The sequence below is a fragment of the Paracoccus stylophorae genome (genome assembly GCF_028553765.1).
Taxonomy (GTDB): domain Bacteria; phylum Pseudomonadota; class Alphaproteobacteria; order Rhodobacterales; family Rhodobacteraceae; genus Paracoccus; species Paracoccus stylophorae.
This window is the reverse complement of the sequence record NZ_CP067134.1, coordinates 895,623-909,477: the sequence shown is the minus strand read 5'-3', so window position 1 is coordinate 909,477 and position 13,855 is coordinate 895,623. Positions and strand designations below refer to the sequence as shown.

The following is a 13,855-nucleotide window of genomic DNA, read 5'->3' as shown; positions in this document are numbered from 1 at the left end:
CATGGAGGAACGCGAGGGGCGCACCGGTTACTGGATCTCGGGGATCGCGCATGTCGCGCTGATCCTGTGGGCGCTTCTGGGCGGCGTGCTGCTTCGTCCGCAACCCTCGATGCCCGTGCGCACGACGGAAGTCGCCACGATGAGCGGGGCCGAGTTCGAGGCCTATGCCGCCGCCTCGCGCGGGGCCGGACCGGTCGCGGACGAGGCGACCGCCGTGCCGGCCATGCCCGCCCCCGCCACCGAAGACAGCGCGGGCGCGGCCCCCGCCGACACAAGCGCACCCGATGCCGAGGACGCGGCGCAGCCGCTGGCCCAGCCCGACACCGCGCCCGAGGCCCGCCCCGATCTGAGCGATTTCGAGGCCGGCCAACCGGTCGATGTGGCAAGCGACCTGCCCGATTCGGCGCCCGCACCGCAGGCCCCCGAAGCCGCGCCGCAGACGCCCGCCGCCACGGTCGCCCCCTCTGCCGTCCTGCCGCCCTCGCGCCCCGCCGCGCCGGTGCAGGACGACGCCGCCGAACCGGTTGCGCCACGTTCGGCGCTGGCGCTGGACGTCTCGCCGCGCCCGCTGGACCGCCCCGACGGTCTGGTCGAGGCGTATGAGGCGCGCATCGCCGCACAAGAGGAGGCCGCACGTCAGGCAGCCGCAGCCGCCGCCCGCGCCGCCGCCGAAGCCGCCGAGCAGGAGGCAGAGCAACAGCGGCAGGCAGTCGAGGACGCCGCGCGGCAAGAGGCTGAACGGCAGGCGGCCGAGGCCGCGCGTCGGGCCGCCGAGCGCGAGGCCGAGCGTCAGGCCCAAGCCGAGCGCGCCCGGCAAGAGGCCGCAGAGGCAGCACGGGCCGACCGCGAAGCCGAAGCCGCCCGCCGCGCCGAGGCAGAGGCAGAGGCAGAGGCAGAGGCAGAGGCAGAACGTCAGGCGCGGGAGGCGGCGCGGCAAGAGGAGCAGCGCCGGGAAGCCGAGGCCGCCGCGCGCGCCGAAGAAGAACGTCGTGCCGCCGAAGCGGAAGCGCGGGCTGAGGAAGAACGCCGCGCGGCCGAAGCGGAAGCGCGGGCCGAGGAAGAGCGCCGCGCGGCGGAGGCAGAAGCACGGGCCGAGGAAGAGCGTCGCGCCGCAGAAGAGCGGGCCGCGCAAGAGGAAGAACAGCGCCAGCAGGCCGAACGCGCCGCCCGCGAGGAAGAAGAACGCCGGGCAGAAGCCGAACGCGAAGCGGCAGAACGTGAGGCGGCCGAGCGTGACGCCGCCGATCAGCAGGCCTTGCAGGACGCGCTGCGCGAGGCGCAGGACGGAGATGCCGGCGCGCAGGGGCAGGACACGGCCTCGACCGGCGACACGGCCGGCGGCAACCGCCAGCAGATCGAAGGCGGCGACGGCGCGTCGGCGGCGCAGGACCCGCTGGCCGCGGCGCTGTCGGGGGCGCTGTCGGGGGCACCTTCGCAGGGCGGCGATGGCGCGGCACCCGAGGCGGCACCCGAACCCACGCCGCTGCAACTGAACCCGGTGCCGATCACGCCGACCCCCCTGCCCGACCCCGATCAGCGGTCGCAGACCGAGACCGACACGATGGGGGCTGCGCCGCTTGGCCAGCCCCTTTCGCTTTCCGAACGCGAGGGGTTCAAATCCGCGATCCAGCAATGCTGGAACCTGGGCTCGCTGTCGCTGGAGGCGGCGCGGATGGATATTTCGGTCGAGTTCCGCATGATGCCGGATGGCCGGCCCGATCCGGCCAGCCTGCGCCTGGTCGATCAGCGCGGCGGATCGCAAGCCGCCGCGCGCAATGCATTCGATGTCGCGCGCCGCGCGATCATCATCTGCGGGCGCGCGGGTTACGACCTGCCGCCCGGAAAATACGGACGCTGGCGCGAGGTGATCGTGGATTTCCGCCCCGACGGCATCGGGTTCGACTGATGGCGCACAGGCTTGATCCCCGTCTTTCGCGCCGCCGCAGATAAGGTTAGAGAGGTTGACATGTTCCGCACCCTGACGATTGCCCTGACGCTTGGGCTGACCGCCGCCCCCTTTGCCGCCCCGCCCGCGCTGGCGCAGGACGGGCCGCTGCGCATCGAGATCACCGATGGCGTGGTCGAGCCGATGCCGATCGCGATCCCGCCATTCTTCGGCGATGACGAGGTGGCGCGTAAGGTGCGCGATGTCGTCGCCGCCGATCTGACCGGCACCGGGCTGTTCCGCGAGATTCCGGCCGATGCGCAGATCGCCCGGCCCGATGCCTTCACCGACGCCATCGCCTATGAGGACTGGCGCGCCATCAACGCCCAGGCCCTGGTCACCGCCGAGGTGATGCAGGAGGGCGAGAATATCAGCGTCAAGTTCCGCATGTTCGACGTCTTTGCGGGTCAGCCGCAGGGCGACGGGATGCAGTTCGACGCGCGCGCCGGCGACTGGCGCCGGGCCGCCCACAAGATCGCCGACCAGATCTATTCCCGGCTGACCGGCGAGGGGCCGTATTTCGACAGCCGCGTGGCCTTCGTGCAGGAAACCGGCCCCAAGAACGCCCGGATCAAGCGGATCGGGGTGATGGATTACGATGGCGCCAATCCGTTGTGGATGACCGACAGCTCGTCACTGGTGCTGGCGCCGCAATTCTCGCCCGACGGCAAATCGCTGCTGTATGTCAGCTATGACAGCGGCTTTCCGCAGATCAGGGTGATGGATGTGGCCAGCGTGACCTCTCGGCCGCTGACGCAGGGGGGCGACAGCATGGCCTTCGCGCCGCGCTATTCCCCGGACGGGCGCTGGATCGTCTATTCGCTTGAGAAGGGCGGCAATACCGACATTTACCTGATGGATGCGGCCACCGGCGCGCAACGCGCCCTGACCGCCTCGCCCTCGATCGAAACCTCGCCCAGCTTCAGCCCCGATGGCCGGCGGATCGTGTTCGAATCCGACCGGTCGGGCACGCCGCAGCTGTATATCGTGGGGCTTGACGGCGGCGAGCCGACGCGGATCAGTTTCGGGCAGGGTCGCTATGGATCGCCGGCCTGGTCGCCCAAGGGGGACATGATCGCCTATACCCATCAGGTCGGGGACAAGTTCCATATCGGGGTCATGCGCACCGACGGTTCGGACGAAAAGGACCTGACGGAATCTTTCCTTGACGAGGGTCCGACCTGGGCGCCCAATGGCCGCGTCGTGATGTTCACCCGCGTGGCGCCGGGCGGAAACGGTCAGCCCCGCCTGCATTCCGTGGACATCACCGGCCGCAACATGCGGCCGCTTGACCTTGACTTTGCCGCTTCGGACCCGTCTTGGGGTCCGCTGATGCCGTAAGAAAGCCGATTGACGAAAAGCGCCCGAAGGATGCCCCCGATGAAAGCCTGGATGAAGCCCGTCTCTGCTGTCTGCCTGCTTGCCCTGGGGGCCTGCGCCCAGCCCGCGCCGCAGGCCCCGCAGGTCGTCGATCCCTATGCCAGTTCCGGCGCCGGCGCCCTGTATCAGGGCGATCTGGCGGGCGGCACACTGGGGGCCGAAGCCTCGGCGCAGTATTTCAGCACGCAGGTCGGCGACACGGTGCTGTTCCCGGCCGGCCAGACCTCGCTGACGCCCGAGGCCCGCGCGACGCTTGGCCGTCAGGCGGAATGGCTGAACCGGCACGGCAATTTCTCGGCCGTGCTGCAAGGCCATGCAGAGGAGACGGGGACCCGCGAATACAACCTTGCCCTGGGCGCCCGGCGCGCGGGGGCGGTGCAGGAATATCTGATCGCGCAGGGCGTGTCCGCCGATCGCGTCCGCACGCTGAGCTTTGGCAAGGAACGCCCGGTCGAGACCTGTTCGGACGAGGCGTGCTATGCCAAGAACCGCCGCGTCGTCACGGTGGTCAGCGAAACCGGGGCGGGGTCGTGATCCGGACAGTCGCCGCCTTGCTGATGTCTGCCGCACTGGCGCTGCCGGTCGCGGCGCAAGAGCCGACACTGGCCGATCTGCGCGCGCAGTTGTCGACCCTGCGGACCGACCTGCAATCGCTGCGGGGCGAGTTGATCGCCTCTGGCGCCGCCGGGTTCGAGGCGGCGGGCGGCGACACCGCCATCGACCGCATGAACGGCATGGAAAGCCAGCTGGCGCGGCTGACCGGCCAGATCGAACAGTTGCAGAACCGCATCAACCGCATCGTCGAGGATGGCACCCGCCGGATCGGCGATATCGAGTTTCGCCTGTGCGAGATGGACGAGACCTGCGATCTGGGCGCGCTGACGACGCCCGAGTTGGGCGGGCTGGCCACGGGTGGGGCCGCATCGCCGCAGGTGGCGCCGGCGCAGCCTGCGCCCAATGTGGCCACCGATGACCACGGCGCGGCCACCACCGCCGCCGAACAGGCCGATTTCGATCTGGCCAACGCGGCGCTGAACGCGGGCGAGTTTCAGCGCGCGGCAACTCTGTTCGGGCAGGTCGCCGAAAGACATGCCGGCGGACCGCTGACCGCCGAGGCGCTGTATCTGCGCGGTGCGGCGCTGGACAGCGCCGGCGATCCGCGCGCGGCGGCGGCCGCATGGCTTGAAGGCTTTGCCGCCGCGCCGGACGGACCGCACGCGCCGGCAAGCCTGTTGGGCATCGCCCGCGTGATCGCGGCCGACGGCGATCCGACCGCCGCCTGCCTGTATCTGGCCGAGATCCCGGCCCGCTTTCCCGGCCACGACGCCGCTGCCGAGGCCGAACGGCGGATGACGGTGCTGGATTGCGGCAGGGCCGATCTGGGCCTTGCGGACCCCGACCCGGCACTGAACGGCGGCCCGGTCGATTTCGGCGATCTGGACCCCGAGGCGGCAGCCGACATGGCCGAATATCAATGAGCCTGCTGTCGTGACCGACCCGGTCGCGCATGTCGCAGGTCCGGTTCGGGCCGCGCTGGACCGGCTGGCAGGCGATCTGCCGGCCCTGGGGATCGCGGTGTCGGGCGGCGGCGATTCGATGGCCCTGATGCACATCGTGGCCGACTGGTCGCACGGACGACGGGTGATGGTGGCGACGGTGGACCACAATCTGCGCGCCGAAAGCGCGGAGGAGGCGCGACAGGTGGGCCGCGCCGCCCGAACGCTTGATCTGCCCCACACCACGCTGAACTGGCACCGCGACACCGGCAGCGGCAACCTGATGGCCGCCGCGCGCGAGGCGCGGTTTCGGCTGCTGTCCGAATGGGCGCAGGCGAACCGGCTGCCGGCCATCGCCTTGGGCCACACCGCCGACGATCAGGCCGAGACGCTGATGATGCGGCTGGCGCGCGGCTCGGGGATCGACGGGCTGGCGGCGATGGCCGAATGTCGCGATGCGTTCGGCGTGCGCTGGCTGCGGCCGATGCTGGGCGCGCGGCGCGAAGATCTGCGCGACTGGCTGCGCGGGCGCGACATCGCGTGGATCGACGATCCGGGCAACGAAAACGTGGATTTTGACCGAATCCGCATCCGCAAGGCCATCGCCGCGATGGGGCTTGAGACGGCGGCGCTGGCCCGCTCGGCCAGACATATCGGCGAGGCGCGGCGCGCCCTGTCGCATTATGCTGCCGACACGGCCGAACGCGCGGTCATCCGGCACGGCACGATCACCCTGCCCCGGCGCGATTTCCGCGATGCCCCGGCCGAGATCCGGCGCCGCCTGCTGGTCGCGTCCTGTCGCTGGATCACCGGCGCGGACTATCCGCCCCGCCGGGCGACGGTGCTGCACGCGCTTGAGGCGATCGGCGCGGGCAGCCGCGTCACGCTGGACGGCGCGCTGATCGAACCCATTGGCGACCGGCTGCATATCGGCCGTGAACCCGCCGCCGCGATGCGCGCCCAGATCAGCGACGGCCCCGAATGGGACAATCGCTGGCGGGTAGACGGGTTGCGGCCCGGCCAGCAGGTCTCGGCCCTGGGGATGCAGGCGCTGGCGCAGGTGAACTGGCGCGGGGCCGGCCTGTCGCGCGACGATGCGGCGGCAAGTCCGGCCATCCGCGAATCGGGGCGGCTGATCGCCGCGCCCCTGCTGCGCGGCGGGTCGGGCCACCGGGTCGAGCCGCTGCGCGACGCGGCGGATTTCCGCAAGCTGGTGATGGCGCATTGAACCTGCGCCGATAATGCCTATTTTCAATCCAAACTGATTTCCGCCGGAGGACCCGTTTTGGGCAACGCACGCAACCTGGCCTTCTGGGTCGTTCTGTTCCTGATGATTCTGGCGCTGTTCAATCTGTTCAGCGACGGAACGGCGACGATGAACAGCCGGCAGATCAGCTATTCCGATTTCATCGAACGGGTGGACAACGACCAGGTCTCGGCCGTCACCATCGACGGCGAAGATTTGCAGATCACCGGCACCGACGGTCAGCAATACGTGACCGTCCGCCCGCAGGGCGAAGAGATCGCCGCCCGTCTGATCGACAAGAATGTCGAGGTGAAGGTCGTCAAGCAGCAGCAATCGGGCTTCATGTCGCTTCTGGGCGTGTGGCTGCCTTTCATCCTGCTGATCGGCGTCTGGATCTTCTTCATGAACCGCATGCAAGGCGGCGGCAAAGGCGGCGCGATGGGCTTTGGCAAATCGCGCGCCAAGCTGCTGACCGAAAAGCACGGTCGCGTGACCTTTGACGACGTGGCCGGCATCGACGAGGCCAAGGAAGAACTGGAAGAAATCGTCGAATTCCTGCGCAACCCGCAGAAATTCAGCCGTCTGGGCGGCAAGATCCCGAAAGGCGCGCTGCTGGTCGGCCCTCCGGGCACCGGCAAGACGCTGCTGGCGCGCGCCATCGCGGGCGAGGCGGGCGTGCCGTTCTTCACCATCTCGGGGTCCGACTTTGTCGAGATGTTCGTGGGCGTCGGCGCCAGCCGTGTGCGCGACATGTTCGAACAGGCCAAGAAAAGCGCGCCCTGCATCGTCTTCATCGACGAGATCGACGCGGTCGGCCGGTCGCGCGGCGTCGGCATCGGCGGCGGCAACGACGAACGCGAACAGACGCTGAACCAGCTTCTGGTCGAGATGGACGGATTTGAATCGAACGAAGGCATCATCATCATCGCGGCCACCAACCGCAAGGACGTGCTGGACCCGGCGCTGCTGCGCCCCGGCCGCTTCGACCGTCAAATCCACGTGCCGAACCCCGACATCAAGGGCCGCGAAAAGATCCTGAACGTCCATGCCCGCAAGGTGCCGGTCGGCCCCGATGTCGATCTGCGCATCATCGCGCGCGGCACGCCCGGTTTTTCCGGCGCCGACCTGATGAACCTGGTGAACGAGGCCGCGCTGATGGCTGCCCGCATCGGCCGCCGATTCGTCAGCATGGAGGATTTCGAGAACGCCAAGGACAAGGTCATGCTGGGCGTCGAACGGCGCAGCATGGTGCTGACGCCCGAGCAGAAGGAAAAGACCGCCTATCACGAAGCCGGTCACGCCATCGTGGGCCTGTCGCTGCCGAAATGCGACCCGGTCTACAAGGCGACGATCATCCCGCGCGGTGCCGCGTTGGGGATGGTGGTCAGCCTGCCCGAGATGGACCGCCTCAACTTCCACAAGGACGAGGTCAAGCAGAAGCTGGCCATGACCATGGCCGGCAAGGCCGCCGAGATCATCAAATACGGCGAGGAAGGGGTAAGCAACGGTCCCGCCGGCGACATCCAGCAGGCCAGCCAGCTGGCGCGCGCGATGGTGATGCGGTGGGGCATGTCCGACAAGGTCGGCAATATCGACTATGCCGAGGCGCATGAAGGGTATTCGGGCAATACCGGCGGCTTCTCGGTCTCGGCCGCGACCAAGGAGCTGATCGAACAGGAGGTCCGCGACCTGATCGAGGAAGCCTATAACGAGGCCAGGCGCATCCTGCTGGAGAAGAACGAGGAATTCGAGCGGCTGGCACAGGGTCTGCTGGAATACGAGACGCTGACCGGCGAAGAGATCGGCAAGATCATCCGGGGCGAGCCCCTGGGCGGCGACGACGACACGCCCGGCAGCGGCGTACCCGCCGTCTCGGCGATCCCCAAGGCCGGCAAGCCCGCACCGGGCGGCGATCCGGCACCGGCGTGACCGAAAGACCCGGCTGTCAGAGGCGCAATCTGACGGCCGGTTTTCGCGCCCGGCCGTGCGGTCAGGTGTCGGCGGTCTGAAACCGTCCCACCCGTTACATCATCGAACGCAAACGCCCGTTCCCGGTCAGGGCCATTTCGCCACCGGCGGCAGGCTCATCAGCACCGCATCGGCGTTATGTCCGGTTTCCAGCCCGAATTTCGTGCCGCGGTCATAGACAAGGTTGTATTCCGCATACAGCCCGCGATGCACCAGCTGAACATCGCGGTCCTCCTCGGTCCAGCCCTGCGCCATGCGCGCCTCGGCCAGCGGCAGGAAGGCGGGCAGGAACGCCTGCCCGACTTCGCGGGTAAAGGCGAAATCCGCGTTCCAGTCGCCGCTGTTCAGATCGTCATAGAAGATGCCGCCCACGCCCCTTGCGCGGCCGCGATGCGGGACAAAGAAATATTCGTCCGCCCATGCCTTGAAGCGGTCGTAATAATCCGCGTCATGACGTGCGCAGGCGTCGCGCAGTGTTGCGTGGAAATGGTCGATGTCGGCGGGATACTCGATGCAGGGATTCAGGTCCGCCCCGCCGCCGAACCACCACGTCCCCGGCGTCCAGAACATGCGCGTGTTCATGTGCACCGCCGGCGCGTGCGGGTTCTGCATATGCGCCACAAGGCTGATCCCGGATGCCCAGAAACGCGGATCGCTGTCCATGCCCGGCACGCCGCGCGCGGCCATCGCCGCCTGCGCCTTGGGCGCCAGCGTTCCGTGAACCTCGGACCAGTTCACGCCGACCTTTTCAAAGACCCGCCCGCCGCGCATCACCGACATCAGCCCGCCGCCGCCATCCTCGCCGCGCTGCGTCGGCGTCACGACAAACCGGCCGACCGGCCCGTCGCCGGGACCGCGATCCTCAAGCCCCTCGAAGGCCGAAACGATGCGGTCGCGCAATTCGCGGAACCACAGCGCAGCGCGCTGGCGTTGATCGTCCATCTGACCCTCAATCGTGAATTGCCAAGCACCCGGCCCGGCCGTTAGCATTCCCTGATCCCGCTGTAATGAGTCAGCCCATGCCCCGCAACACCACCCTTGCCCTGCTTGCCCTGCCCCTGGTTCTTGCCGCCTGCGGGACGCCGCAGGAACGCTGCATCAGCCAGAACACGTCCGAATTCCGGACCGTCAGCCGCCTGCTGGCCGAGGTCGAGGGGAATCTGGCCCGCGGCTATGCGTGGGAGGAACGGCAGGTCGTGCGGGACCGGCTGACCCAGTGCCGCGACGTGAGGCGCGACAGGGACGGCAAGGTTGTCGGCGTCGGATACCGGCCGTGCTGGCGCGATTACATCGACACCGAACGCTATCGCGTTCCCATCGACCCGGCCGCCGAACAGCGCAAGCGCGACAATCTCGCCGCGCGCCGGGCGGCGCTGGCGGATCGCGCGGCGGCCTATGTCGCGGAGTGCCGCAAGGCGTTTCCCGAACCCGCGGCCTGAGCGTTCAAAGATCGCGGGCCGTCACCGGATCGGCCAGGCTGCGGCCGCCATCGACGGTCACGATCTGGCCGGTGACAAAGCGCGCGCCTTCGCTGGCCAGATAATGCACCGTCTCGGCGATCTCGTCGGCCGAGGCGATGCGCCCCAACGGCGTGCCGGCCACGATCTGCTCGCGCATCTGCGGATCTTCCTTCAGCGCGCATTTCAGCTCGTAAGACATGACGCTGCTGAAGCGGACACCGTTCACGCGGATCAGATGCGGTGCCAGCGCCAGCGCCAGCCCCCGCGTCGCCTGTTCCTGCGCCGCGCAGGCGATGGAATAGCCCAGCATCGCCGGCACCGGCCGCGCCGCCGCCAGCGTCGAGACGTTCACGATGGCGCCGGCCTGCACCAGATCGGTCTGGTCCTCGGCCTGCCGGATCATCCGCTTGGCGACCATCTGGCTGAGGCGCAGACCCGCGATCATGTTCTGGCGCAGCATCTGTTCCAGCACGCCCGGATCGGTGTCCAGCGGATCGGACCCCTTCACGAAACGATGTGCGTTGACCAGAATATCGACCCGGTCGAACGCATCCAGCGTGGCCGACAGCAAATTGGCCATCATCAGCTTTTCGGAGATATCGCCGGCGAATTGCAGGACATGATCGTTGTCGCTGCCGTAATCCGACATGACATTGTCCAGCGCGGCCTCGTCCCCGTCCGTGAAGACGACATTGGCGCCGCGCTCCGCCAGATGGTGGGCGATGGCGAACCCGATGCCGCGCGCGGCGCCGGTCACGATGGCGGTCTTGCCCTGGATCGACAGGCTCATTTCCGGGCTCCCTTGCGGCCGGCCGCGCGCCCTGCGCCGCTGGCCTGAATGATCTTGAAGCGGTTATCGCCGCCGATTTCCGCGACCGTCGCGAAATGCCGGGACAGTTCGGTCTCATAGGGCAGATGGCGATTCGCGACCATCCACAGATGCCCCGCCCCGGTCAGCAATCGCGCGGCCGAGGCGATGAAAGCCGCCCCAAGACCCGGATCGGCCCGGCGTCCGTCGTGGAAGGGCGGGTTCATGATGACGCCGTTCACCGGCTCGGGCAGGGTGAAATCGCGCCCGTCGGCCCAGTGGAACCGGGCACGGGCATCGTCGATATTGTCGCGCGCCGATTCCAGCGCGGCATGTTCGGCCTCGACCAAATGGATCACCTCGACGCCCGGACGCCGCAGGGCCTGCGCCGCCAGCCAGCCCCAGCCCGCGCCCAGATCGACCAGCCGCGTCGGCAGCCGGTCGGGCAGATGCCGGACCAGCAGCGCCGAACCCGGATCGATCCCGTCGGCGGAAAACACCCCCGGCCGGGTCACGAAGCCCGGAGCCACCTGCGCCGGACGCGCGGCCCAGTCATCCGGCAGCCATTCGCCCGCAGGCACCCTGACGCGAAAGATCTTGCCATGCGCCTTGCTGTGAACCTCGTCCACCGGGGCCAGACGCCGCATCTCTTTCAGGATCGAATCGACGCCGTCGTGTTTCTGACCGTCGATCCAAAGCGGCGCGTCCGGCGCCAGCCGCGCGGCGGCGTGGGCGATCCGGGCACGGGCCAGCGATTTCGCGCGCGGCAGCATCACCACCGCCGCGTCGAAACCGTCCCGCTCGACCTGCGGCGCGACGGTCCATCCGCGCGCGGACAGCGCCGCGTGATCGGTGGCATGGCCCTGCTGGATCGTTGTTGCGGCGGGGGTCAGCGGCGACAGGTCGTCGCCCGCCCGCGCGCCGATGGCCAGCACCGAACCCTCCGGCGGGCCGTCCGGAAAGGCCAGTTCAAGCCGGGCCGACACGATCTACTCTTTTTCCATGGTGCATTGCAGCGGGTGCTGCTGGCGTCGGGCCAGTTCCATGACCTGCGCGACCTTGGTCTCGGCCACCTCGTGCGAGAAGACGCCGACCACCGCCACGCCCTTGCGATGCACGGTCAGCATGATCTCGATCGCCTGCGCGTGGGTCATGTTGAACAGCCGTTCAAGCACATGCACAACGAATTCCATCGGCGTGAAATCGTCGTTCAGCATCAAGACCTTGTACATCGGCGGCCGCTGCGGTTTGGTCCGCGGCTTCACCGCCAGTTCGGACTGGTCGTCGGGTTTGTCGCTGTCGGTCATCCAGTGCGTCATCGCGTCCTGATTCGGCCGGCACGGCCTTCCAAGAAGTGGCGGGCCGCGTTCGTCTGCGGCCTCCTGAACCCGGTATATAGTCAATCGTGGCGTGGATGAAAGCCCCGCAGGGCCGGGCGCTGCGCGGCTGCAAGACAGGCAAAATAAGTCAAATGCCCGGTTTCAAGGATATTATCCTCGTGCTATCATCCAGTCATTAAGGACGGGCATGCAACAAATGACATGCCCGCATGAGGCAGAGAGACCGCGACAGTGACCCGATTTTCCCTGACAGCCCGTCTTTGGGCCTTTATGCTGCTGGCTGCGCTGGCACCGGCAAACGTCTTGGCGGCACCCTTCGCCGCCTACGTGATCGACGCCCGTTCGGGCAAACCGATCTATACGCAGAACGCCGACACCAGGCTTCATCCCGCGTCGCTGACGAAGATGATGACGCTTTATCTTGCCTTTACCGCCATCGAGCGTGGGCAGGTTCGGCTGGATTCGCTGTTCCCCGTATCCTCGAACGCGGCGGCCGAACCGCCGTCGAAGCTGGGGCTGCGGGCCGGGCAGAAGATCGAGCTGCGCTATCTGATCCGCGCGGCCGCGATCAAGTCGGCCAACGACGCCGCCACCGCCATCGGCGAGGGGCTGGCCGGGTCCGAGGCCGCGTTCGCCCAACAGATGACGCAGATGGCGCGCGCCCTGGGGATGCGGAACACGCAGTTCCGCAACGCCAACGGCCTGACGCAGGAAGGTCATTATTCCTCGGCATATGACATGACCATTCTGGGCCGGCATCTGTTCTACGATTTTCCCCAGTATTACAACCTGTTCTCACGCCGCTCGGCCGATGCGGGAATCGCCAAGGTCTCATCGACCAACAAAAGGTTTCTGGACGCCTATTCCGGCGCGGACGGCATCAAGACCGGCTATACCCGCGCAGCCGGGTTCAACCTGACGGCTTCGGCACAGCGCGGCAACAAGCGCCTGATCGCCACGGTCTTCGGCGGCACCTCGACCGCGCAGCGCAATCAGGTGATGGCCAAGCTGCTTGATTCGGGCTTTACGCGCGTTCCCAACCGCGTCCGCGAGGTTCGGCCGGCGCCGCCGCAATTGCTGGCGCAGAAGGTCGTGCGCCGCGCGCAGGTCGCCCCGAAACCGGCCGCCACGCAGCCGCAACCCCAGCAACTGGTCCTGAAGGCGTCCGCGCCGCCCGCGCGTTCCAGCCGTCCCGCGGGCTCGACCGCCGCCATGCGCGATCCGCTGGCCGAGGCGATGCGCACGGCGCAGAAGGCCGAGATCACCCGCAGCCGGCTGACCTTGGCCTCCAGCAGCCGCCCGCGCCTGCGTCCCGCCGCCCGTGGCACCGCGGTCGAGGATGCGGTGGCCACCGCGGTCGCATCCTCGGTCGCCCGGACGCCGCAGACGGCCAGCCTTGCGGCCCCGGTTCTGGCGGCATCGGCGCGGCCTGCCCCGGCGCCACGGTCGCGCGCAGGCGGCGCCAGCACGGCGGCCATCGTCGCGCAGGCCGGCGACGATCAGGCCGATGCCGTGGCGAAAGCCGTGGCCGAGGCGACCGCCGCCGACGGCAACGCCCTCTCGCTGCTGGCATCGCCGGCGCCCAAGCGCCGCACCGACACGGTGATCCTGGCCGCGATGGGCGAAGGCGACATCTCGGAGCCCGAGGCGCTGGAAATCGTGTCCCGCCCGGCCGACAGCGGTCGCTACTGGGGCGTCAATCTGGGCCGCTATCGCTCTCAGGTCGAGGCGGAAAAGCTGCTGCTGACGACCGCCCTTCAGGATGGCAGCCTGCTGGACAGCGCGAATCGGCGCGTCGCCGACACGGTGCGCGGGTTCGAGGCGAATTTCGTCAATCTCAGCAAGTCTGACGCGCTGCTTGCCTGCGAACGGCTGAAGGCACGCGCGCAGGAATGCCGCGTCGTCGGTCCCTGACATCGGACACGGCCCACACCGCACGGGCGGACAAACTGCAAAGGGCGAGGGGAAACCCCTCGCCCTTCTTCGTTTCAGCACTGGACGTTGTTCCCAGCCAACGGCGCAACGCGTCCGGCCATCCCGTGACGATCAGTCCGGCCGGGGACGGTCGTCCCACTGATCGCTGAGGATGCGTTCGGCATCGCCCCTGGGATCCTCGTATTGCCGCGACCGCAGCGCCCACACGAACGCACCAAGCCCAAGCGCCCCCAGACCCAGAGAGACCGGAATCAGGATCGTCAGGATTTCCAAGCCA

13 protein-coding genes are annotated in these 13,855 nt (G+C 68.4%); 8 read left to right on the top strand and 5 right to left on the bottom strand.

What is annotated here, in order from left to right:
- Position 1: 1 nt before the first annotated feature.
- From JHW45_RS04515 to ftsH, 6 genes are read left to right on the top strand one after another with little or no spacing between them, the layout of a single operon-like run.
- Complete coding sequence (locus JHW45_RS04515; RefSeq protein ID WP_272859753.1) at positions 2-1,906, top strand: hypothetical protein; 1,905 nt, start codon at positions 2-4, stop codon at positions 1,904-1,906.
- 60 nt (positions 1,907-1,966) lie between these two features.
- Entirely contained in the window at positions 1,967-3,286 is a 1,320-nt protein-coding gene (gene tolB, locus JHW45_RS04510; protein WP_272859752.1) for a Tol-Pal system beta propeller repeat protein TolB, read from the top strand.
- Positions 3,287-3,325: 39 nt separating this feature from the next.
- A complete protein-coding gene (gene pal / locus JHW45_RS04505; protein ID WP_272859751.1) occupies positions 3,326-3,859 on the top strand; it encodes a peptidoglycan-associated lipoprotein Pal in 534 nt (177 codons plus the stop codon).
- Entirely contained in the window at positions 3,856-4,803 is a 948-nt protein-coding gene (locus JHW45_RS04500; protein ID WP_272859750.1) for a tetratricopeptide repeat protein, read from the top strand. Before pal ends, JHW45_RS04500 begins: the two co-directional genes overlap by 4 nt.
- Before the next feature lie 10 nt (positions 4,804-4,813).
- Complete coding sequence (tilS, locus tag JHW45_RS04495) at positions 4,814-6,049, top strand: tRNA lysidine(34) synthetase TilS (RefSeq protein WP_272859749.1); 1,236 nt, start codon at positions 4,814-4,816, stop codon at positions 6,047-6,049.
- Positions 6,050-6,106: 57 nt separating this feature from the next.
- Positions 6,107-7,996, top strand: coding sequence for an ATP-dependent zinc metalloprotease FtsH (gene ftsH, locus JHW45_RS04490; protein WP_272859748.1), 1,890 nt, complete (start codon positions 6,107-6,109; stop codon positions 7,994-7,996).
- A 126-nt stretch (positions 7,997-8,122) separates the two neighbouring features.
- On the opposite strand, the gene hemF is transcribed toward ftsH, so the two are convergent.
- Positions 8,123-8,977, bottom strand: a complete 855-nt coding sequence (gene hemF / locus JHW45_RS04485; protein WP_419181829.1) for an oxygen-dependent coproporphyrinogen oxidase — start codon at positions 8,975-8,977, stop codon at positions 8,123-8,125.
- A gap of 77 nt (positions 8,978-9,054) precedes the next feature.
- On the opposite strand from hemF, the gene JHW45_RS04480 reads away from it, so the two are divergent.
- Positions 9,055-9,474 (top strand): hypothetical protein, encoded by a 420-nt coding sequence (locus tag JHW45_RS04480; RefSeq protein ID WP_272859747.1) that lies wholly within the window; start codon positions 9,055-9,057, stop codon positions 9,472-9,474.
- A gap of 4 nt (positions 9,475-9,478) precedes the next feature.
- Here JHW45_RS04480 and JHW45_RS04475 read toward each other — a convergent pair whose 3' ends face one another.
- From JHW45_RS04475 to clpS, 3 genes are read right to left on the bottom strand one after another with little or no spacing between them, the layout of a single operon-like run.
- The gene (locus JHW45_RS04475) at positions 9,479-10,285 is read right to left on the bottom strand and encodes an SDR family NAD(P)-dependent oxidoreductase (protein WP_272859746.1); all 807 of its coding nucleotides are present in this window, start codon (positions 10,283-10,285) and stop codon (positions 9,479-9,481) included.
- Positions 10,282-11,289, bottom strand: a complete 1,008-nt coding sequence (locus JHW45_RS04470; RefSeq protein ID WP_272859745.1) for a class I SAM-dependent methyltransferase — start codon at positions 11,287-11,289, stop codon at positions 10,282-10,284. Before JHW45_RS04470 ends, JHW45_RS04475 begins: the two co-directional genes overlap by 4 nt.
- Before the next feature lie 3 nt (positions 11,290-11,292).
- Entirely contained in the window at positions 11,293-11,610 is a 318-nt protein-coding gene (gene clpS / locus JHW45_RS04465; RefSeq protein ID WP_272859744.1) for an ATP-dependent Clp protease adapter ClpS, read from the bottom strand.
- 303 nt (positions 11,611-11,913) lie between these two features.
- Between clpS and JHW45_RS04460 the strand changes: the two genes are divergently transcribed.
- A complete protein-coding gene (locus JHW45_RS04460) occupies positions 11,914-13,557 on the top strand; it encodes a serine hydrolase (RefSeq protein ID WP_272860536.1) in 1,644 nt (547 codons plus the stop codon).
- A gap of 132 nt (positions 13,558-13,689) precedes the next feature.
- On the opposite strand, the gene ccoS is transcribed toward JHW45_RS04460, so the two are convergent.
- A complete protein-coding gene (ccoS, locus tag JHW45_RS04455) occupies positions 13,690-13,851 on the bottom strand; it encodes a cbb3-type cytochrome oxidase assembly protein CcoS (RefSeq protein WP_272859743.1) in 162 nt (53 codons plus the stop codon).
- Positions 13,852-13,855: the final 4 nt, after the last annotated feature.